The sequence below is a fragment of the Actinomadura nitritigenes genome (assembly GCF_017573545.1).
Classification (GTDB): Bacteria; Actinomycetota; Actinomycetes; order Streptosporangiales; family Streptosporangiaceae; genus Spirillospora; species Spirillospora nitritigenes.
In genome coordinates this window covers 167134-187956 of sequence record NZ_JAGEOK010000019.1, presented here as the reverse complement: position 1 = coordinate 187956, position 20823 = coordinate 167134, and the positions used below count along the sequence as shown (strand labels likewise).

The window sequence follows — 20823 nt, the reverse complement described above, 5'->3', positions numbered from 1 at the left end:
TGGAGACGGCCGTGGCGGCGTTGGACGGGTCGGGGGTGGGGGTCGCGTCGGTGGCGACGGCGTTCCCGTCGGGGCGGGCGCCGCTGGAGGCCAAGCTCGCCGACACCCGCGCGGCCGTGCAGGCGGGCGCGGCCGAGATCGACATGGTGATCGACCGGGGCGCGTTCCTGTCCGGCGACTACGGGACGGTCTTCGATCAGATCGTCGCGGTCAAGGACGCGTGTGGCGACGCGCATCTGAAGGTGATCCTGGAGACCGGTGAGCTGGCGACGCTGGACAACGTGCGGCGGGCGTCGTGGCTGGCGATGCGGGCGGGTGCGGACTTCATCAAGACCTCGACCGGGAAGGTGTCCCCAGCGGCGACGCTGCCGGTGACGCTGGTGATGCTGGAGGCCGTCCGCGATTACCGCGCCGCGACGGGCCGCCAGGTCGGCGTGAAGCCCGCGGGCGGGATCCGCACCACCAAGGACGCGATCAAGTACCTGGTGCTGGTGAACGAGACCGCCGGGCCGGACTGGCTGACCCCGCAGTGGTTCCGCCTCGGCGCCTCCAGCGTGCTGAACGACCTGCTGATGCAGCGCCGCAAGCTGACCACCGGGGTGTACTCCGGTCCCGACTACTTCACCCTGGACTGAGCGATCATGGCTGCTTTCGAGTTCGAGTACGCGCCCGCGCCGGAGTCGGCGTCGGTCGTTGACATCCGCGGCTCCTACGGGCTGTTCGTGAACGGCGAGTTCGTCGAGGGTGGCGGTGAGCCGTTCAAGACGATCAACCCAGCGGACGAGAGTGTGCTGGCCGATGTCGCCTGCGCTGATGAATCGGATGTGGACCGTGCCGTTAAGGCCGCCCGTGCCGCCTTTGAGCGGGTGTGGGGTCCGATGCCGGGGGCGGAACGGGCGAAGTACCTGTACCGGATCGCGCGGATCATCCAGGAGCGGTCGCGTGAGCTGGCTGTGCTGGAGTCGATCGACAACGGCAAACCGATCCGCGAGTCCCGGGACGTGGACGTGCCGCTGGTCGCGGCGTGGTTCTTCTACTACGCGGGCTGGGCCGACAAACTCGGGTACGCCGGTTTCGGTCCGGATCCGCGGCCGGTGGGGGTGGCGGGGCAGGTGATCCCGTGGAACTTTCCGCTGCTGATGCTGGCGTGGAAGATCGCGCCCGCGCTGGCCTGCGGCAACACCGTGGTGCTGAAGCCGGCCGAGACCACGCCGCTGACCGCGTTGCTGTTCGCCGACATCTGCCGCCAGGCCGACCTGCCGCCCGGCGTCGTCAACATCATCACCGGCGCCGGCGATACCGGCCGCGCGCTGGTCGCCCACCCCGGTGTCGACAAGGTCGCGTTCACCGGTTCCACCGATGTCGGACGGCAGATCGCCCGCACCCTCGCCGGGACCAGCAAGAGGCTGACGCTGGAGCTGGGCGGCAAGGCCGCCAACATCGTCTACGCCGACGCGCCGCTCGACCAGGCCGTCGAGGGCATCGTCAACGGGATCTTCTTCAACCAGGGGCACGTGTGCTGCGCCGGGTCGCGGCTGCTGGTGCAGGAATCGGTCGCCGGCGAGGTGCTGGAGCGGCTGAAGGCGCGGATGGCGACGCTGCGGGTCGGTGACCCCCTGGACAAGAACACCGACATCGGCGCGATCAACTCCGCCGCGCAACTCACCAAGATCCGCGAGTTGTCGGCGGCCGGCGAAGCCGAGGGCGCGGCCCGCTGGTCCCCGGCCTGTGAGCTGCCCGACCGCGGGTTCTGGTTCCCGCCGACGGTGTTCACCGGGGTGGCGGCCTCGCATCGGATCGCCCGGGAGGAGATCTTCGGGCCGGTGCTGTCGGTGCTGACGTTCCGCACCCCCGACGAAGCCGTCACCAAGGCCAACAACACCCCCTACGGGCTGTCGGCGGGGATCTGGACCGACAAGGGCTCGCAGATCCTGTGGACCGCGCAGCGGCTGCGCGCCGGGGTGGTGTGGGCCAACACCTTCAACAAGTTCGACCCGGCCTCCCCGTTCGGCGGCTACAAGGAATCAGGGTTCGGCCGCGAAGGCGGACGCCACGGACTGGAGGCCTACCTCAATGCCTGAACGGACTGAACGGCTCACCGTCCGCAAGACCTACAAGCTGTACATCGGCGGCGCGTTCCCCCGATCGGAGTCAGGCAGGTCCTACCCCGTGACCGACGCCAAAGGACGGTTCGTCGCCAACGCCGCCCACGCCTCCCGCAAAGACGTCCGCGACGCGGTCACCGCCGCCCGCAAAGCCTTCCCCGGCTGGTCCGGCCGCACCGCCTACAACCGCGCCCAGATCCTCTACCGCATCGCCGAGATGCTCGAAGGCCGCCGCGACCAGTTCACCGCCGAACTCCGGCACGCCGGCGCGTCCAAAACCGGCGCAGCCGCCGAAGTGGACGCCGCGATCGACCGGTGGGTCTGGTACGCCGGATGGGCCGACAAGATCACCGCCGTCACCGGCGCCGCCAACCCCGTCTCCGGACCGTACTTCAACTTCTCCACCCCCGAACCCACCGGCATCGTCGCCGTCATCGCCCCCGACTCACCCCTGCTCGGCCTGGTCTCGGTCATCGCACCCGCGATCGTCACCGGCAACACCGCCGTCGTCATCGCCTCCCAACCCGCACCACTCCCCGCCATCACCCTCGCCGAAGTCCTCGCCACCTCCGACCTGCCCGGCGGCGTCATCAACATCCTCACCGGCCACCGCACCGAACTCGCCCCCTGGCTCGCCACCCACATGGACGTCAACGCCATCGACCTCACCGGCGTCCCGGACGAGCACGTCCAGGACCTCGAAGAGAAAGCCGCCGGCAACCTCAAACGCGTCCACCGTCCCACCACCACCGACTGGAACGCCCGGCCCGGGACCGCGCGCATGACCGCCTTCCTGGAGACCAAGACCGTCTGGCACCCCGTCGGGGTCTGATCCACGACCGCACATCGGCCAAGGACACGGCGGAACCGCCGTGACCTCTCCCCACCCATGCTTCGAACAGCCGGAACAGGAGGACCGCGATGGAACCCCACGGTGTTCTCGTCGTCGGCAGCATCACCGCGGACGTGACCGCGTTCAGCGCACGGTTCCCGCGGCGCGGCGAGACCGTGCTCGGCGACGACTTCACCCTCGTGCTCGGCGGGAAGGGGGCGAACCAGGCGGTCGCCTCCGCCCGTGCGGGGGCGCGGACGTGGCTCGCCGGGTGCGTCGGCCGGGACCCGTTCCGCGAGATCGTCCTGGACGGCCTGCGTGCGCACGGCGTCGAGCTGGACCAGGTCCGGACCGTGGACGGCCGCACGGGCGTCGCGCACATCCGGGTCGACGCGTCCGGCGAGAACGACATCGTCATCACCCCCCTGGCGAACGCGGACCTCGGTCCGGCGATGGTCGACGCGAGCATCGCCGCGACCGCCGGGAAGGTCGGCGTCCTGCTGCTGCAGCTCGAAGTCCCCGCCGCGACGACCTGCCATGCCGCGCAGGCGGGCAGGGCGGCCGGGCTGACGGTCGTCCTCGACCCGGCCCCCGCGCAGCCGCTGCCGCACGACGCGTGGCGGAACATCGACCTCGTCACGCCGAACGAGAGCGAGGCGACCGAGCTGACCGGCGTGGAGGTGACCGACGCGGCGTCCGCCGAGCGGGCGGGGCGATGGTTCCTCGACCGCGGCGTCGGCCACGCGCTGATCACGCTGGGCGCGGGCGGCGCGGTGTCCGTGACCGCCGGCGGCGCCCGCCACTTCCCCGCCTACGAGGTCACCGCCGTCGACACCACCGCCGCCGGGGACGCGTTCACCGGCTCGCTGGGCGCGGCGCTCGCGGCCGGCGACGACCTGGAACGTGCCATCAGGCGCGGGATGGCCGCCGGCGCGCTGGCGACGACCCGTCCCGGCGCGAGCCCGTCCCTCCCCGGACGCGACGCGGTGGACGCACTGATGACCGGCACCACCCTGGAAGGAGCCGCCCGATGAGGCGCAACAACGGAACGCTCAACGGCCAGCTGGCCCGGGTCATCTCCGAGCTGGGCCACACCGACCTGCTCGCCGTCACCGACGCCGGGCTGCCCATCCCGCCCGGGGTGGAGCGGGTCGACCTCGCGGTGCGGGAGAACCTGCCGCGCTTCCTCGACCTGCTGGACGCCGTCCTCGCGGAGGTCGCCGTGGAGGGGGTGCTGATGTCGGAGGAGATCAAGCTGCACAGCCCGGAGATGCTCGCCGAGATCGAGGCGCGCCTCCCGGGCGTGCCGGTGCGGTTCGTCCCGCACACCGAGTTCAAGCGGGCCACCGGCGGCGCGCGGGCGGCGGTGCGGTCCGGGGAGTTCACCCCGTACGCGAACGTGCTGCTCACCGCGGGCGTCGTCTACTGACGGGAGATCGACATGCGGATGCAGCTGTCCGACGTCCACAAGTCGTTCGGGGAGAACCACGTGCTGCGGGGCGTGAGCCTCGCGGTCGAGCAGGGCGAGGTCGTCGCGCTGTGCGGCGAGAACGGCGCCGGCAAGTCCACCCTCACCCGGGTGATCTCCGGCGCGCACCAGCCCGACGGCGGGCGCGTCCTCATCGACGGCGAGGCCACGGTCCTGAAGGACCCGCAGGCCGCGATGGCGCTCGGCATCGAGGTCATCTACCAGGAGTTCCAGCAGAACCTGTTCCCGAACCTGTCCGTCGCGGAGAACATGCACGTCCTCGACCGGGAGGGCCGGTTCGGGCGGCTGAGCGTGTCGCGGCGCCGGATGGCGGAGGCCGCGACGTCCGCCCTGCGGGAGCTCGGCCTGGACATCGACGTCCGGCGCCCCGTCGGCGGGCTCGGCGTCGCCGAGCGGCAGATGGTCGAGATCGCGAAGGCGATGACGCACCGGCCGCGGCTGCTGATCCTGGACGAGCCGACGGCGGCGCTGGACGAGCGCGAGTCGGAACGGCTTTTCGAGCAGGTCCGCCGCCTGCGCGAGGCGGGCGTCACGATCCTCTACATCAGCCACCGGCTGGACGAGGTGTTCGAGCTGTCCGACCGGATCGTCGTCCTGCGCGACGGCCGCGTCACCCTGGACGAGCCCACCGGGTCGCTCACGCCGGCCCAGGTCGTCACCGCGATGGTCGGCGACGCCGTGGACGACTTCTACCCGAAGGAGCGCAACGCCACGGACCGGGTCGTCCTGCGGGTCCGGGGCGCGTCGGGCGGCGCGGCGTTCCATGACGTCGACCTCGACGTCCGGGCGGGCGAGGTGCTCGGCATCGGCGGCGTGGTCGGCTGCGGCCGCGGCGAGCTGCTGCGCGCCCTGTTCGGCCTGCATCCGCTGACCGCCGGAACCGTGACCGTGGACGGCGAGCCGGTCAGGGCGCGCGACCCGCGGCGGGCGATCGCCGGGCGCATCGCCTACGTCACCCCGGACCGGTCCGGTGAGGGCCTCGCGATGCGGCAGTCGGTCGAGGCGAACGTGTCGCTGCCGTCCCTCGGCCGGTTCACCACGGCCGACGTCGTCCGGCGCGGCCGGGAGCGCGCCGAGACCGGGAAGGTGATGGCGGACCTGCGGGTCCGCGCGGCGTCGCCGTCCGTCCCGGTCGGGTCGCTGTCGGGCGGCAACCAGCAGAAGACCCTCTTCGCCAAGTGGGTCATGACCGGCCCCCGGGTGCTGCTGATGGACGAGCCGACCCGCGGCGTCGACGTCGGCGCCAAGACCGAGATCTACCGGATCATCAACGGGCTCACCGCGGACGGCGTCGCCGTCGTGCTGGTCAGCTCCGACCTGCCCGAGCTCGTCGCCATGTCCGACCGCGTCCTCGTGATGCGCGAGGGGCGGCCCGTCTCCGAGCTGACGGGCGACGACGTGAACGAACAGAACATCCTCGAACACGCACTGGTAGGTGCCCCATGACCTCCACCGTCACGAGCCTCGCGTCCCGGCACCGGCTCTCCTCGGCGGCCGCCGCCGCCCGCAGGCTGCGCGCGGTCTGGATGCTGCTGCTGGTCGGGGTCGTCCTGACCATCGCCTCGCCGGTCTTCCTGACGCACAACAACCTGATGAACGTCGGGCTGGCCACGTCCGTCGCGGCGCTGCTCGCGGTCGGCCAGACCTACGTGATCATCCTGGCGGAGATCGACCTGTCGGTCGGCGCGGCGCTCGGCTTCACCGCCGTCGTCACCGCGCAGACGCTCCGCGACCACGGCCTGGTCGCCGGGGTCGGCGCGGGCGTGGCGGCCGGCGCCGCGATCGGGCTGGTGAACGGGCTGCTCGTCACCAAGACGCGGATGCCGTCGTTCATCGCGACGCTCGCCACCATGTCGGTGCTGTCGGGGTTCAGCCTGCAGCTCACCAAGGGCAACCCCGTCGCCGTCACCGACTACGACTTCCAGGGCATCGGGCAGAGCCGGATCGCCGGTGTGCCCGTCCCCGTCGTGATCATGCTGGTGGTGTTCGCGGTGGCCGGATACCTGCTGGCCCGGACGCGGTTCGGCCGGCACGTCTACGCCACCGGCGACAACACCGAGGCGGCCCGGCTGTCCGGCGTCCGCACCGACCGGGTCAAGATCCTCGCGTTCGTGATCAGCGGGGTGCTGGCGGCGCTCGCCGGGTTCATCCTGACGGCCCGGCTGTCGACCGCCGAGCCGACCGCCGGCACCGGCCTGGAGCTGGAGGCCATCGCCGCCGTCATCATCGGCGGGACGAGCCTCGCCGGCGGGCGCGGCACCCTGCTCGGCACCCTCGTGGGCGCGCTCGTCCTCGGCGTCATCGACAACGGGATGAACCTCCTCGACGTCTCGCCGTTCCTGCAGAACGTCGTGAAGGGCCTGGTCATCCTGCTGGCCGTGTTCCTGGACCGCAACATCGACGTGCTGCGCTCCCTCCTCCCGAAACGCGCGGACGGCACCGCGCACGGCGGCACGTCGCCTCGCGGCACCACCGCCGCCAAGACCCGCTGACCGGTTCCCACCCCACCCACCCCAACCCCACCCCACCCCACCCCCGCAAAGGAGACACCCATGCGCGTGGCCCGTACCACCCGCGCCGCGATCGCCGTGACCGCCGCCGCCGCGCTCGCCCTCACCGGGTGCAGCCGCTCCGGCGACGACGCCGGCGCCGACACCGGCAAGGCGTCCGGCAAGAAGGACGCGACGATCATCATGAGCACGCTGAACAACCCGTTCTTCGTCAGCGTCAAGAACGGCGCCCAGGCGCAGGCGGCCAAGCTCGGCATCAAGCTGAACGTGCAGAACGCCAACAACAGCGACGCCGCCGCGCTGAACCAGGCGACGACGGCCGTCTCCAAGCAGACCGGCATCCTCATCATCGACCCGGTCAGCACCCAGTCGGCGACGTCGTCGGTGACGCAGGCGAACGGCGCGAACATCCCGGTGATGGCGTTCGACCGCAAGCCGTCCGGCGGCAAACTCGCGACGTTCGTCGGCTACGACGCCGTCCAGGCCGGGCGGAACGCCGCCAAGTCGCTCGCCGAGGCCGTCGGTGAGAAGGGCAAGGTCGTGGAGATCCAGGGCCTGCTCGGCACGAACGTCGCGCAGGACCGCAGCAAGGGCTTCAACGAGGAGATCGCGAAGCACAAGGGCATCACGGTCGTCGCCAAGCAGGCCGCGGACTTCGACCGCGCCAAGGCGCTCAACGTGATGACGAACGTGCTGCAGGCCAACCCCGGCATCAACGGCGTCTACGCGGCGAACGACGAGATGGCCATGGGCGTGCTGTCCGCGCTGAAGGCCCGCAACCTGGCCGGGAAGGTGAAGCTCGTCGGCAACGACGGCATCTCCGACGCGCTGGCCGCCGTCGCGGCGGGCGACATGTACGCGACCAACGCCGAGTCGCCGTTCGCGCTCGGGCAGAAGGTCATGGCGCTCGCCGCCGACATCCTCGCGGGCAAGCAGGTCGCGGCGGACGAGACGCTGCAGGGCAGGCTCGTGACGAAGGCCGATGCCAAGGAGTACGCCGACTACCTGGTCGGGCTCGGCGACGCCGCCGACGTCCCGGCGTCCCTGAAGTAGTCCGGCGATCGGTCCCGCCGCCCCGGACCGGGGCGGCGGGACCTTCGCTCTCCGCCCGCTTCGGCGCCCCCGTCAGAGGGGACGGCCGAGCAGCCGCCCGGCGGCCCCGGCGACGGCGTCCTCCGACAGCAGCACGCGGGCGGCGGCGTCGCCGAGCGGAATGAAGGAGTCCTCGCTCGCGACGCGGGCCGCGCGGCCGTCGAACCCGGCGTCGGCCAGGGCCGCCAGGACGCCCTCGGAGACGCCGCCGGTGCGCCGCGTCTCGTCCGCGACGAGGACGGCGCCGGTCGCGCGGGCCTCCCGCAGCAGGTCGTCCACGGGCAGCGGGGCGAGCCAGCGCAGGTCGAGCACGCGGCACCGGACACCGCCGGCCCGGAGACGGCGCGCGGCCCGCAGGCTCATCCGGAGCCCGTTGGCGAAGGTGACGATGGTGAGGTCGCGGCCGTCCCCATAGGTGCGGCCGCGTCCGAGCGGCACCGTGCCGCCGGCCGGGGCGAGCCAGCCGCCGTCGCCCTCCTCGTACAGGTCACGGGCGTGGTAGAGCGCGATCGGCTCGAGGAACGCGCAGATCCGGCCGTCGCGCTCGGCGGCGTCGGCGCAGGCCCGCAGCATCCCGGCGGCGTCGTCGGGCCTGGCGGGAGAGGCGATCACGAGGCCGGGCACGTCCCGGAGCGCCGCCACGGCGTTGTCGTTGTGGAAGTGCCCGCCGAACCCCTTCTGGTACGCGTAGGCGGCGATGCGGACCACCATCGGGTTCCGGTACCGCCCCGCCGAGAAGAACGGCAGCGTCGCCGCCTCGCCCCGGATCTGGTCCGCGGCGTTGTGCAGGTAGGCGAGGTACTGGATCTCCGGCACGGGCAGCATGCCCGCGACGCCGAACCCGAGCGCGAGCCCGAGGACCGACTGCTCGTCCAGGAGCGTGTCGAACACCCGCGCCGCCCCGGCCCGTCTCGCCAGCCCGCGCGTCACACCGTAGACGCCGCCCTTGCGGGCGACGTCCTCCCCGAACACGACCATGCCGGGCCGCTCGTCGAGCAGGCCGGCGAGCGTCCCGTTGATCGCCTGCGCGAGCGTGACGCGCTCGCCTCCCCCGGGCGCCTCGGCCCGGTCCCGCGGGCCGGGGACGCGGTACCGGATCGGGGCCGCCACCTCGGCTGCGGACGCCAGCCGCGGGGCGTCCTCGACCTGCTCCGCGCGCCGGATCACGGCGCGCCGCTTGGCCTCGTACAGCCGGACGATCTCGTCGGCGGTCGCGATGCCCCGGTCGACGAGGAGGCGCGCGGTGCGCAGCAGCGGGTCGGCGGCGAGGTCCGCGGCGATCTCGGCGGGCGTGCGGTAGGCCGACTCGACGTCCGAGCCGGCATGGCCCATCAACCGGACGCAGCGCAGGTGCAGGAACGCGGGGCGGCGGTGCTCGCGGACCCAGCCGGCGGCGCGCCGGGACGCCGCGCAGGCGTCCTCCAGGTCGCCGCCGTCGGCCGGGAAGTAGGCGAGGCCGGGACGCGAGCCGTAGGCGGCCTCGATCCAGCCGGGCGGGGTGCGGACGCTGATGCCGATGCCGTTGTCCTCGCAGACCAGTAGCAGCGGCATCGGCAGTCCCTGGAACCCGCAGTTCACCGCGGCGTTGATCGCGCCCGCCGCCGTCGAGTGGTTCGCGGACGCGTCTCCGAAGCTGCACACCGCCACCGCGTCGCGCGGCCACGGCGACGCGACCCCGAGCCGCGCGGACCGTTCGATCGCGAACGCGACGCCGAGCGCGCGCGGCAGGTGCGAGGCGATCGTGGAGGTCTGCGGGATGACGTGCAGGCGGCGGCTGCCGAACACCTTGTGGCGGCCGCCCGCGATCGGGTCCTCCGCCGCCGCGACGACGCCGAGCAGCACGTCCCGCAGCGGGTCCGCCTCGCCCGCCTGCCGGGCCCGCTCCAGGAAGAACGCGCCCGACCGGTAGTGCAGGAGCGCCGGGTCGTCGGGACGGAGCGCGGCGGCGACGGCCGCGTTGCCCTCGTGGCCGGACGACCCGATGGTGTAGTAGCCGCGGTCACGGGCGCGCAGCCATCGCGCGGCGAGGTCGAGGTGCCGGCTCCCGAGCTGCGCGTCGAACAGCCGCAGGCACTCCTCGTCTCCGAGCGGGCCGGGGGCGCGCGGGGACGCCGGCGGCTTCAGCGACGCGGCCTGCTCCAGGAAGTGGACGTCGGCGGGCTCGGCCATGCGGGCTCCTGCAGTGCGCGGTGAAGCGATCCGGTAACGAGCATCGTGCGCGCGTGCCGTCCGGTCGACTCGTGCGAGGCCACGATCCGGTTGTCAGGTGGCCAAGGGATGCTTAACGCGCGTGCTCGGCGGGCGAAGCCTCAGCCGGGCTTGGCCTCGCGGTAAGCAAGCCGCGCTCTGCCCGATCTTGGCCGGGCGCCGCGGCCCGTTCAGTGTGGGAACCGTGCTCACCTCCGTCATCGGCGGCGCCCGGATCCCGGCGGGGCCGCGCTCGTACCGTTCCACCGACCCGTCCCGGACCGCGGACCTGGTCGCGGAGGTGTCCCTCGCGGACGCCGCCGGACTCGTCCGGGCCTGCCGGGCGGCGCGCGCGGCGCAGGACGCCTGGCGCGACGTGCCGGCTCCGGTCCGCGGGCAGGTCGTCGGGTCGATCGGCCGGCTGGTCGAGGCGAACAAGCCGGCGCTGGCGCGCGTCGTCGCCCGCGAGGTCGGCAAGCCGTACGCCGAGGCGCTCGGCGAGGTCCAGGAGATCGCCGACACGTGCGCGTTCTTCCTCGGCGAGGGGCGGCGGCTCTACGGGCGGACCGTGCCGTCGGAGATGCCGGACAAGCAGCTGTTCACGTTCCGCGACCCGGTCGGCGTCGTCGCCGTGATCACGGCGGGGAACTTCCCGGTCGCGGTGCCGTCCTGGTACATCGTCCCGGCGCTGCTGTGCGGGAACGCCGTGGTCTGGAAGCCCGCCGAGTACGCGGCGGCCTGCGCCGAGGCGTTCTACCAGCTCTTCGCGCACGCGGGCCTGCCGGACGGGGTGCTCAACCTCCTCTACGCCGACGGCCCGGAGACCTACGCCGGGCTGGAGCGCGCACTCGGCGAAGGGCTCGTCGACAAGGTCGGGTTCACCGGGTCCACGGACGTGGGGTCGCGGATCGGCGAGCTGTGCGGCCGGCACCTGCAGACGCCGTGCCTGGAACTCGGCGGCAAGAACCCGATGGTGGTGACCGAGGACGCGGAGCTGCCGCTCGCCGTCGAGGGCGCCCTGTTCTCCGGCTTCGGGACGGCCGGGCAGCGCTGCACGTCCCTCGGCACGGCGATCGTGCACGAGTCGCTGCACGGCGCGTTCGTCCGGCAGCTGGACGAGGCGGTGCGCGCGGCACCGGTCGGCGACCCGTTCGAGGACGTCCTGTACGGCCCGCTCATCAGCGAGCGGTTCGCCGCCGGGTTCGAGAAGACGCTCGGCTGGATCGGCGGCGGCCACGCGGTGCACGGCTCGTCCGGCACCGGGCGGATCACCGCGGCGAACCCGCGCGCCGGCTTCGTCGGGGACCCGGAGGCCGGCCTCTTCTACCATCCGGTGATCGTCGACGGCGTCGGTCCCGCCGACGAGCTGTTCATGAACGAGACGTTCGGCCCGGTCGTCGGCGTCGTCCCGTACCGGACGCTGGACGAGGCGATCGCGCTGGCGAACGCGCCGGGCTACGGTCTGTCCGCGTCGATCTACACCACGGACCCGGCGAAGGTGTTCCGGTTCCGGCGGCGGGTGTCCGCCGGGATGGTCAGCGTGAACAACTCGACGTCCGGCGCGGAGGCGCACCTGCCGTTCGGCGGGAACGGGCGGTCCGGCAACGGCAGCCGCCAGTCCGGCGTCTGGGTGCTGGACCAGTTCACCCGCTGGCAGTCGATGAACTGGGACCATTCGGGGCGGCTGCAGAAGGCGCAGATGGACGTCCTGGAGATCGTCCCCGACCTCGGTTTCCGGCTGTAGGGGGCCGCCGTGGAGCCCGAAGCGGACGTCGTCGTCATCGGCGGCGGGGTGATGGGGACGAGCATCGCGTTCCACCTCGCCGAGGCCGGGGTGCGGGTGGTGCTGGCCGAGCGGGACGAGCTGGGCTCCGGGTCGACGTGCAAGGCGGCGGGCGGGGTCCGGGCGCAGTTCTCCGACGAGGTGAACATCCGGCTGGGCGCCCGCAGCCTGGAGGCGTTCGCGCGGTTCCGCGAGCGTCCCGGGCAGGAGATCGACCTGCACCGGGTCGGCTACCTGTTCCTGCTGTCGCGGCCCGAGGACGTCGCCGCCTTCGAGGCGAGCGTCGCGCTGCAGAACGGCCTCGGTGTGCCGAGCCGGATGGTCTCGGTGGCGGAGGCGCGGCGGCTGTCCCCGCTCATCGAGACCGGTGGGCTGCTCGCCGCCGCGTTCTCCCCCGACGACGGGCACTGCGCGCCGGAGTCGGTCGTCCTCGGGTACGCGACCGCCGCGCGGCGGCACGGCGCGACGCTGCTGACGCGCTGCGAGGTGCTCGGGATCGACGCGTCCGGCGGCGAGGTCCGGGCGGTGGAGACGTCGCGGGGGCGGATCGCCACGTCCGCCGTCGTCTGCGCCGCCGGCGCGTGGTCGGCGAAGGTCGGCGCGATGGCGGGCGTCGACCTGCCGGTCGAGCCGCTGCGGCGGCAGGTCGCGTTCACCGGGCCCATGCCGGACCTGCCGCGTCCCGTGCCGATGACGATCGACTTCACCACGTCGTTCTACTTCCACGGCGAGGGCGAGGGGCTGCTGCTCGGCATGTCCGATCCCGACGAGCGGCCCGGCTTCCTGCTCGACCGGACGGACGCGTGGCTGCCGCGGCTCACCGAGGCCATCGCCGCCCGCGCGCCGCGCCTCCTCGACGCCGGGCTGGCCGGCGGGTGGGCCGGGCTGTACGAGGTCACGCCCGACCACAACGCGCTGATCGGCGAGGACCCCGGCGTGTCGCGGTTCCTGTACGCGACCGGGTTCTCCGGCCACGGGTTCCTGCAGGGACCGGCGGTCGGCGAGGTCGTCCGCGACCTGTACCTGCGCCGGGAGCCCTTCGTGGACGTCGCCCCCCTGCACGCCGCGCGGTTCGCCGGCGACCGCCTCCGCCCGGAGATCAACCGTGTCTGACGTGCTCGCGCTGATGGACGAGTGGGGCCCCGAGCGGGTCGTGTGCGTGTCGGACGCCCGGACCGGGATGCGCGGCGTGCTCGTCATCGACAACACCGCCCGCGGGATGGGCAAGGGCGGCATGCGGATGAGCCCCGGCGTGACGGTCGCGGAGGTCGCGCGGCTCGCCCGGGTGATGACCTACAAGTGGGCGGGCGCCGACCTGTTCTTCGGCGGCGCGAAGGCGGGGATCGCGGCCGACCCCGCGTCCCCGGACCGGGAGGGGATCCTGCGGGCGTTCGTGCGGGCGCTGGCGCAGGAGATCCCCTCGCGGTACGTCGCGGGCCTCGACATGGGGCTGACGGAGCGGGACGCGGCGATCGTCCAGGACGAGTTGGGCGACCGCGGCGCGGCGGTCGGCACCCCGCACGCGCTGGGCGGCATGCCCTACGACGAGCTGGGCGTGACCGGGTACGGGGTCGCGGAGGCCGCCGACGCGGCGGCGCGCGACGCCGGGCTGGAGCTGTCCGGCGCGCGGGTGGCGGTGCAGGGGTTCGGCGCGGTCGGGCACGCCGCCGCGCGCCGCCTGGCGGAGCTGGGCGCGACCGTCGTGGCGGTGTCGACCGTCCACGGCGCGCTGTACGACCCGGACGGCCTGGACGTCCCGCGCCTCCTCGCGCTGCGCGGCGAGGCCGGCGACGCGGCGGTCCGCGAGTACGGCGGGCGGCTCCTGGACGCGGGGGCCGAGCTGCTGGTGCCCGCCGACGTCCTCGTCCCGGCCGCGCTGCAGGACGTGATCGGCGCGGACGCCGCCGCGCGGATCGAGGCGCGGATCGTCGTGGAGGGCGCGAACCTGCCGACCGACCGCCCGGCGCAGCGGGTCCTCGCGGCGCGGGGCGTCACGGTCGTCCCGGACTTCGTGGCGAACGCCGGAGGCGTCGTCGCGGCGGGGTTCGCGATGGACGCCCGCTACTCGGCGTTCCGCCCCGACCCCGGCGCGGTGTTCGCGGCGGTCTCGTCGACGATGCGGGGCAACACCGCGAAGGTGCTCGCCGCCGCCCGCGCGGAGGGCACGACCACGCACGAGGCGGCGCTGGCGCTCGCGCAGGAGCGGGTGCGCGCCGCGATGGAGCTCAAGGGCCGGTGGCCCCGCTGATCTCCGCCTCGACGTCGCGCGCCACGTCCATCAGCCCGCGCATCGCGTCCTTCACCAGCGGGTTGGTGTTGGAGGTGCGGCGCAGCACGGTCACGTGGCGGCGCGGCGTGCGGCGGCTGAGCCGCAGCGTCCGCAGGCCCGGATGCGGGACGCAGCCGAGCGCGGGGACGAGCGCGATGCCGAGACCGCAGCCGACGAGCCCGCACACCACCGCGTAGTCGTTGCTGCGGAACGCGATGTTCGGCGTGAACCCGGCGGTGCCGCACAGCCGCAGCAGCGCCTGCGCGCCGCAGCTGTCGGGACGGCTGGCGATCCACGTCTCCGACCGCAGGTCCCGCAGCCGCGCGGTGCGCCGGCCCGCCAGCGGGTGCCCCGCCGGCACGCACAGCACCAGGTTCTCATCCATCACCGGCGTCTCGACGATCTGGTCGGGCCAGCCGCGCGGGAACAGGTCGTACCGGTAGACGAGCTGGAGGTCGAGGTCGCCGTCCAGCAGCTCGGGCAGCAGCTCGTCCGGCTCGCCCTCCGACAGCTTGATCTCGATGCCGGGCCGGACCCGCGACAGCTCCGCCAGCACCCGCGGCAGGATGCGGGAGCTGGCGGTCGGGAAGCTGCCGAGCCGCAGCGCGCCGCGCTCGCCGCTGGCGACGGTGCGCAGCTCCCGCTCCAGCGTGGCCAGCGCCGACAGGACGTCGTTGCCCTTGCTGACCAGCAGGAACGCCGCGCTCGTCGGCCGCACGCTGCGGGCCCGGCGCTCGAACAGCACCAGCCCGCAGGCGCGCTCCAGCGCGGCGACCTGCTGGGAGACGGCGGACGCGGTGTACCCGAGGTTGCGGGCGGCGTCCGCGAACGATCCGGTGCGCACGACCTCGCGCACGGTCTGGATGTGCAGGGGACTGATCATCGGTGCTCCCCGTCGACCGGCGGCGCTTCGACGTCTCCCCCGCGGACGCCCCCTCCTTCCGTTCTAGTCGCGCGCGGGCCGTTTGGCCACCAGCGTCAGCACGTCGTACTTGGCGACGGACGCGCCGTCCTGGTTGGTGACGTCGGTGTCCCAGCGGACCTCGCCGTAGTCGGCGCCCTCGCGCGGCGAGATCTGCTTGGCGGTCAGCGTCACCGTCAGCTCGTCGCCGGGCTTCACCGGGGTGAGGAACCGCAGGTTCTCCAGCCCGTAGTTCGCCAGCACCGGCCCCGGCGCGGGCTCGACGAACAGGCCCGCCGCGAACGACACGACGAGGTAGCCGTGCGCGACCCGGCCGCCGAACAGCGGGTTCTGGCGGGCGGCCTCCTCGTCGGTGTGGGCGTAGAAGGTGTCGCCGGTGAACTCGGCGAAGTGCCCGATGTCGTCCAGCGTGACGACGCGGGGCCCGCCGACGGCGGTGTCGCCGACCCGCAGGTCCTCCAGGTGCTTGCGGAACGGGTGCTCGTCGGTGACGGTGCGGTCGGTGCCGGGCACCCAGCGGCCGGTCAGCGCGGTGAGCATCGCGGGCCCCGCCTGGACGGCGGTGCGCCGCATGTGGTGCACGACCCCGCGGATCCCGCCCATCTCCTCGCCGCCTCCGGCGCGGCCGGGGCCGCCGTGGACGAGCGCGGGCAGCGCCGCTCCGTGCCCGGTGGACTCCTTGGCGTCCTCGGAGTTCAGCACCAGCAGCCGCCCGTGCCAGGGGGCGAGCCCGAGGACGACGTCGCGCGCGAACTCCGCGTCGGCGGTGACCACGGACCCGGCGAGGCTGCCGCGGCCGCGCGCCGCGAGCGCGACGGCGTCCGCCGCGTCGGTATAGGGCATCAGGGTGCTGACCGGGCCGAACGCCTCGACCTCGTGCGGCTCGGCGCGCCCGGTGTCGTCGGCGCGCAGCAGCACCGGCGACATGAACGCGCCGCGCTCGGCGTCCGCGCCGACGACCTCGACCCGCTCCGGGTCGCCGAACACGATCCGGCCGGCGTCCGTCAGCGCCTTGAGCGAGCGCCGCACCTCCTCGCGCTGGTCGAGGGTGGCGAGCGCGCCCATCCGCACGTCCGGGTCGGCCGGGTTCCCGACGGTCACCCGCGCGAGCCGCTCCCGGACGGCCTCGGTGACGCCGTCGATCAGCGCGGCGGGGACGAGGGCGCGGCGGATCGCGGTGCACTTCTGCCCGGCCTTGACGGTCATCTCCGCGACGAGCTGCTTGACGTACAGGTCGAACTCGGCGGTGCCGGGCGCGGCGTCGGGGCCGAGGACCGAGCAGTTCAGCGAGTCGGCCTCGGCGTTGAAGCGGACCGCGTTGCCGACGATCGCCGGATGCGTGCGCAGCAGCCTCGCCGTCGAGGCCGAGCCGGTGAACGCCACGATGTCCTGCTCGGTGACGTGGTCGAGCAGGTCGCGCGGGTCGCCGCAGACCATCTGCACGCTGCCCTCCGGCAGCAGCCCCGACTCGACGATCAGCTCGACCAGCCGGGCGGTCAGGAACGCGGTCTGGCTCGCGGGCTTGATCAGGCTCGGCATCCCGGCGAGGAACGCGGGGGCGAGCTTCTCCAGCGGCCCCCAGGCCGGGAAGTTGAAGGCGTTGATCTGCACCGCGACGCCGTGGGACGGCGTGCACAGATGCTGCCCGACGAACGTGCCGCCCCCGCCGAGCGGCTCGACGGCGCCCTCTACCAGGACCGTGTCGTTCGGCAGCTCCCGCTTGCCCTTGCTCGCATAACCGAACAGCACGCCGATGCCGCCGTCGATGTCGAACTTCGAATCGCCCAGCGTCGCGCCCGTCCGCGCGGACAGCGCGTACAGCTCCTCGCGGTGCTCCCGCAGGTGGGACGCGAGCGCCTTCAGCAACGCGGCGCGCTGGTGGAAGGTCAGCTCCCGCAGCACCGGTCCGCCGACCGTCCGCCCGTACTCAAGGGCGCCGCCCATGTCGATCCCCGCGGAGGAGATCCGGGCGACCTCCTCCCCGGTGACGGCGTCGTGCAACGGCGCCCCCTCGTCCTCGGGGGCACGCCAGGAACCCGACACGTAACTGCGCAGCACGACCACAGGGACCTCCTCGTCCGTACATCTCTGGTTCTTCCTGCCACGATCGGCGTCCGTTCACGCCTGGGAGACATGACAGCGGCACGGGGGCGTCTTTGTCGATATGACGACCACGTTGGCGGGGTTCCGGTGACGGTCGGCGCGGGAGGGGCGGACATGGCGGAAGGGCGGAACCCGAGGGTTCCGCCCCGTGCGCCTTTCCGGTCAGGCGCCCACGGTCGTCAGGGCGTGCTCGTACTCGCCGAGCCACCGCTGGATGCTCTCGCCGACGGCGAGCATGTCGAGCCGGTAGTGCTCGGCCACGATGCCGCCCCGGGTGAGCAGATCGCGGAACTCCTGATGGTCGAGCAGCTCGAAGATGCGGGTCACCTCGCCCCTGAGGATGAAGAACCCGGTCTCGACCTCGGAGTCGCCGCTGCCGAACATGAAGGGCTCGAAGTAGGTGAGCTTCCCGTCGTTCACGAGTCCGCGGAAGTACTCGATCGAGCTCTGCAGGACGTCGATGGCGTCCTTCTCACGCCCCGGCCTCGGAGCACCCCACCTGATCAGGATTCCGGTTTCCATAGCCTCTCCCCCGAGAGAACGTCTCCCCGTACGTGGGTCGTCCGGCCGGTGCGGGCCGGCCGCCTCCGCCGGGGCCCTTTTGTTCCAGTTCACCACGGTCGGGCCCGGGACCGGCAAGGGACGAAGGTCCCTGCGCGGGATCCGTCCACGGAACCGCTGGCCGGGTTTCCGCAGAACGAAGTTACAGATCTTGATGATCTGTTCCTCCGTTCACTACGCTGCGCGCATGCCCACGCTCTCCCGCGTCTCCGCCGAGCTGACCGGCCTGCGCGCCGCCGCCCGCGCGGGGATGATCGGCCCGATGCCGCCGGCCGCGCTGCTGGCGGCGGCGCGCTCCCTGCGCGCGTACGGGCCGCTCGGCGCCGTCACCTCCCTGCCCGCCCACCGCTTCCCCGACCGCGTCGGGCTCGTGGACGAGCGGGGCCCGCTGACGTTCGCGGAGCTGGAACGGCGCTGCAACGCCCTCGCCAACGCGTGGCGCGAGCGCGGCGTCGGCGCGGACTCGACCGTCGGCATCCTGTGCCGCAACCACCGCGGCCTGCTCGAGGCGATGTCGGCGGCGGCCAAGACCGGCGCGTCCGTGCTCTTCCTCAACACCGACTTCGCCGCGCCGCAGCTGCGCGACGCCGTGGCCCGCGAGGGCGTGACCGTCCTGGTCCACGACGAGGAGTTCGCGAAGGTCGCCGACGGCCTCGACCTCCCGCGCCACACCGACGCCGACCTCGACGCCCTCATCGCCGAAGGCGGCGCCGCTCCCCCGCCCAAGCCGGCGCGGCACAGCTCCATGGTGATCCTGACCAGCGGGACGTCCGGCCGCCCGAAGGGCGCGCCGCGCTCGCAGTCGCCGTCGATGGCGCTGCCCGGCGGCATCCTGTCGAAGGTGCCGTTCCGCGGCCGCGAGGCGATGTTCGTCGGCCCGCCGCTGTTCCACGGGTTCGGGCTGACCTGCGCCGTCCTCGCGCTCGGGCTCGGCTCCACCCTCGTGCTGCGCCGCCGCTTCGACGCCGCGGAGGTCCTGGCCGACCTCGCCGACCACGGCTGCACGTCGCTGATCGCCGTCCCGGTGATGCTGAACCGGCTGCTCGCCTCCCCCGCCCTCGACGCCCGCGACCTGTCCCGGCTCAAGGTGATCCTGACGGGCGGGGCGCGGCTGGACCCGGACCTCGGCCGCCGCACCGCCGAGGCGTTCGGCCCCGTCCTCCACAACTTCTACGGCTCCACCGAGGCGTCCTGCATCACCATCGCCACGCCCGGCGACCTCGCCGCCGCCCCCGGCTGCGTCGGCCGCCCGCCCGCGGGGACGACCGTGGCGATCCTCGGCGACGACGACCGCCCGGTCGCCCCCGGCGTGACCGGCCGGATCTTCGTCGACTCGCCCGCCCGGTTCGGCGGCTACACCGGCGGGGGCGGCAAGGAGGAGGTCGGCGGGCTGATGGCCGTCGGCGACCTCGGCCACCTGGACGAGGCCGGCCGGCTGCACGTGGACGGCCGCGCCGACGACATGATCGTCTCCGGCGGGGAGAACGTCCATCCGGGCGAGGTCGAGGACCTGCTGGCCGCCCATCCCGCCATCGCCGAGGCCGCCGTCGTCGGCGTCCCCGACGAGGAGTTCGGCCAGCGGCTGCGCGCCTTCGTCGTCGCCGCCGGCCTCGGCGAGGACGACGTGAAGAAGCACGTCGCCGCCAACCTCGCCCGCCACAAGGTGCCCCGCGAGGTCGTGTTCCTCGACGCCCTCCCCCGCAACCCCGCCGGCAAGGTCCTCAAACACGCCCTCCCCGAGCCCTAGGCGGCCTCGCGGCGCAGCGCCGCCGTCCCCGCGAGCATCGAGGCCGCCCCGGCCAGCACGATCAGCGCCGCGACCAGCACGGTCACCGGAACGCCCAGCGCGGACGAGGCGGCGCCGAAGGCGAGCGGCGCGACCGCCGCACCGCCGAACAGCCCGATCTGCACCGTCGCGCCGGCCCGCTCGCCCTGCCCCGGCAGCAGCCGCATCACCGCGGCGAGCAGCAGGCCCGTCCAGCCCCAGCCCCCGGCGACGGCGAGCAGCGCGCCCGCGACGAACGCGGCGGGGCCGCCCGCGGCGACCAGCGCGAGGCCGGCGGCGCCGCTCAGCATCATCGCGGTGACCAGCGCCGGGTTGCGGCGCGGCGCGCGGTCGGCCAGCCCGCCGGCGGCGAGCCGCACGGCGACGGCGACGATCCCGGCCAGCGACTGCATCAGCCCGGCGAGCGCGGTCGACAGGCCGGAGTGGGTGCCGAGCTGCACGAAGTACGACGCGGCGGCGTTAGAGCCGATCGTGGCGAGACCGGCGGCGAGCGTCCACAGCACCAGCGTGCGGCCGGCCCGCGCGGCGCCGCCCGCCGCGGCCTCCGGCGCGGGACCGGCCCGGCCCGTCCCGGCCAGGAACGCCGCCGGGATCGCCAGGGCGGGCAGGACGGCGCCGAGCAGCAGCGCCGGCCGCCAGCCGAGCGGCCCGGCGGCGAACCCGGCGAGCAGCCCCGGGACGAGCGGCGCGGCACCGAGCGCGGCGCTCACCATGCCGGTGGCGAGCGACAGCCGCCCGCGCGGGACCCGCGCGCCGATGTAGCGGCCCGCCGCGGGCTGCACCAGCGCGTTGCCGGCCCCGCCCACCAGCAGCGCCGCGGCCAGCGCGGCCAGGTTCCCGGCGGCCGCCGCCAGTGCGAGCGCGGCGAGCGCGAGCACCCCGGCCGCCGTCAGCACCACCGGCACGGGCAGCCGCGCCGCGACGCGCTTGGCGGCGAACGAGCCCAGCGCGCTCGCCGCGAAGAAGCCGCTCAGCGCCAGCCCGAAACCGGTGGCGGAGACCCCCAGCCCGCGTTCGACGGGCGTGGCCAGCGCCGCGACGCCGAACGCCGGCGTCATGGCCGCCACGGACGTCAGCACGATCGCGCCCATCCCCGCCCACGGCCGGCCCGCCTCACCCGCCGGGCGGGCGGTCTCGATGTCGATCTCAGTGGTCGTCACTGTCCCCCCTCCTCGGTCCCCGAG

The 20823-nt window shown here is 73.9% G+C and carries 17 protein-coding genes; 12 read left to right on the top strand and 5 right to left on the bottom strand.

The window, feature by feature from the left end:
* From deoC to J4557_RS28675, 8 genes are all read left to right on the top strand, one after another.
* Positions 1–635, top strand: a 635-nt coding sequence (deoC, locus tag J4557_RS28710) for a deoxyribose-phosphate aldolase (protein ID WP_208269867.1), incomplete at its 5' end; no start/stop codon positions are given.
* Between the two features lie 6 nt (positions 636–641).
* Complete coding sequence (locus tag J4557_RS28705; RefSeq protein WP_208269866.1) at positions 642–2081, top strand: aldehyde dehydrogenase family protein; 1440 nt, start codon at positions 642–644, stop codon at positions 2079–2081.
* A complete protein-coding gene (locus J4557_RS28700; RefSeq protein WP_208269865.1) occupies positions 2074–2937 on the top strand; it encodes an aldehyde dehydrogenase family protein in 864 nt (287 codons plus the stop codon). Before J4557_RS28705 ends, J4557_RS28700 begins: the two co-directional genes overlap by 8 nt.
* Before the next feature lie 89 nt (positions 2938–3026).
* Entirely contained in the window at positions 3027–3971 is a 945-nt protein-coding gene (locus J4557_RS28695; RefSeq protein ID WP_208269864.1) for a ribokinase, read from the top strand.
* On the top strand, positions 3968–4366 hold the full coding sequence (rbsD, locus tag J4557_RS28690; protein ID WP_208269863.1) for a D-ribose pyranase: 399 nt from the start codon (positions 3968–3970) through the stop codon (positions 4364–4366). The genes J4557_RS28695 and rbsD overlap by 4 nt, the downstream gene beginning before the upstream one ends.
* Before the next feature lie 12 nt (positions 4367–4378).
* A complete protein-coding gene (locus J4557_RS28685; protein ID WP_208269862.1) occupies positions 4379–5872 on the top strand; it encodes a sugar ABC transporter ATP-binding protein in 1494 nt (497 codons plus the stop codon).
* Positions 5869–6918 (top strand): ABC transporter permease, encoded by a 1050-nt coding sequence (locus tag J4557_RS28680; protein WP_208269861.1) that lies wholly within the window; start codon positions 5869–5871, stop codon positions 6916–6918. The genes J4557_RS28685 and J4557_RS28680 overlap by 4 nt, the downstream gene beginning before the upstream one ends.
* Positions 6919–6978: 60 nt before the next feature.
* On the top strand, positions 6979–7989 hold the full coding sequence (locus tag J4557_RS28675; protein WP_208269860.1) for a substrate-binding domain-containing protein: 1011 nt from the start codon (positions 6979–6981) through the stop codon (positions 7987–7989).
* Positions 7990–8061: 72 nt separating this feature from the next.
* Here the strand turns inward: J4557_RS28675 and J4557_RS28670 are convergent, their stop codons facing one another.
* Entirely contained in the window at positions 8062–10197 is a 2136-nt protein-coding gene (locus tag J4557_RS28670; protein WP_208269859.1) for a thiamine pyrophosphate-dependent enzyme, read from the bottom strand.
* 223 nt (positions 10198–10420) lie between these two features.
* Between J4557_RS28670 and J4557_RS28665 the strand changes: the two genes are divergently transcribed.
* From J4557_RS28665 to J4557_RS28655, 3 genes are read left to right on the top strand one after another with little or no spacing between them, the layout of a single operon-like run.
* Positions 10421–11959 carry an aldehyde dehydrogenase family protein gene (locus J4557_RS28665; protein ID WP_307800259.1) on the top strand — a complete coding sequence of 513 codons (1539 nt, stop codon included), beginning with the start codon at positions 10421–10423 and terminating at the stop codon, positions 11957–11959.
* Positions 11960–11968: 9 nt separating this feature from the next.
* Positions 11969–13111 (top strand): NAD(P)/FAD-dependent oxidoreductase, encoded by a 1143-nt coding sequence (locus J4557_RS28660; RefSeq protein ID WP_307800258.1) that lies wholly within the window; start codon positions 11969–11971, stop codon positions 13109–13111.
* Positions 13104–14246, top strand: coding sequence for a Glu/Leu/Phe/Val family dehydrogenase (locus J4557_RS28655; protein WP_208269857.1), 1143 nt, complete (start codon positions 13104–13106; stop codon positions 14244–14246). Before J4557_RS28660 ends, J4557_RS28655 begins: the two co-directional genes overlap by 8 nt.
* Here J4557_RS28655 and J4557_RS28650 read toward each other — a convergent pair.
* From J4557_RS28650 to J4557_RS28640, 3 genes are all read right to left on the bottom strand, one after another.
* On the bottom strand, positions 14224–15150 hold the full coding sequence (locus J4557_RS28650) for a LysR family transcriptional regulator (RefSeq protein WP_208269856.1): 927 nt from the start codon (positions 15148–15150) through the stop codon (positions 14224–14226). The genes J4557_RS28655 and J4557_RS28650 overlap by 23 nt on opposite strands.
* Positions 15151–15213: 63 nt before the next feature.
* Positions 15214–17253 (bottom strand): phenylacetic acid degradation bifunctional protein PaaZ, encoded by a 2040-nt coding sequence (gene paaZ / locus J4557_RS28645; RefSeq protein WP_208269855.1) that lies wholly within the window; start codon positions 17251–17253, stop codon positions 15214–15216.
* A gap of 201 nt (positions 17254–17454) precedes the next feature.
* Complete coding sequence (locus J4557_RS28640) at positions 17455–17814, bottom strand: hypothetical protein (protein WP_208269854.1); 360 nt, start codon at positions 17812–17814, stop codon at positions 17455–17457.
* Positions 17815–18040: 226 nt separating this feature from the next.
* On the opposite strand from J4557_RS28640, the gene J4557_RS28635 reads away from it, so the two are divergent.
* Positions 18041–19600: an AMP-binding protein gene (locus tag J4557_RS28635; protein WP_208269853.1), complete on the top strand. Its 1560-nt coding sequence runs from the start codon at positions 18041–18043 to the stop codon at positions 19598–19600.
* Here J4557_RS28635 and J4557_RS28630 read toward each other — a convergent pair.
* Positions 19597–20799, bottom strand: a complete 1203-nt coding sequence (locus J4557_RS28630) for an MFS transporter (protein ID WP_208269852.1) — start codon at positions 20797–20799, stop codon at positions 19597–19599. The two genes, J4557_RS28635 and J4557_RS28630, sit on opposite strands and share 4 nt — an antisense overlap.
* Between the last annotated feature and the right edge of the window lie 24 nt (positions 20800–20823).

What these genes read in the sequence shown, in the direction of transcription:
- J4557_RS28635 (WP_208269853.1), top strand. Translation starts at nt 18,041, where the DNA reads ATGCCCACGCTCTCCCGCGTCTCCGCCGAGCTGACCGGCCTGCGCGCC.
- J4557_RS28650 (WP_208269856.1), bottom strand. Translation starts at nt 15,150, where the DNA reads ATGATCAGTCCCCTGCACATCCAGACCGTGCGCGAGGTCGTGCGCACC.
- J4557_RS28700 (WP_208269865.1), top strand. Translation starts at nt 2,074, where the DNA reads ATGCCTGAACGGACTGAACGGCTCACCGTCCGCAAGACCTACAAGCTG.
- rbsD (WP_208269863.1), top strand. Translation starts at nt 3,968, where the DNA reads ATGAGGCGCAACAACGGAACGCTCAACGGCCAGCTGGCCCGGGTCATC.
- J4557_RS28695 (WP_208269864.1), top strand. Translation starts at nt 3,027, where the DNA reads ATGGAACCCCACGGTGTTCTCGTCGTCGGCAGCATCACCGCGGACGTG.
- J4557_RS28675 (WP_208269860.1), top strand. Translation starts at nt 6,979, where the DNA reads ATGCGCGTGGCCCGTACCACCCGCGCCGCGATCGCCGTGACCGCCGCC.
- J4557_RS28670 (WP_208269859.1), bottom strand. Translation starts at nt 10,197, where the DNA reads ATGGCCGAGCCCGCCGACGTCCACTTCCTGGAGCAGGCCGCGTCGCTG.
- J4557_RS28680 (WP_208269861.1), top strand. Translation starts at nt 5,869, where the DNA reads ATGACCTCCACCGTCACGAGCCTCGCGTCCCGGCACCGGCTCTCCTCG.
- J4557_RS28640 (WP_208269854.1), bottom strand. Translation starts at nt 17,814, where the DNA reads ATGGAAACCGGAATCCTGATCAGGTGGGGTGCTCCGAGGCCGGGGCGT.
- J4557_RS28705 (WP_208269866.1), top strand. Translation starts at nt 642, where the DNA reads ATGGCTGCTTTCGAGTTCGAGTACGCGCCCGCGCCGGAGTCGGCGTCG.
- J4557_RS28685 (WP_208269862.1), top strand. Translation starts at nt 4,379, where the DNA reads ATGCGGATGCAGCTGTCCGACGTCCACAAGTCGTTCGGGGAGAACCAC.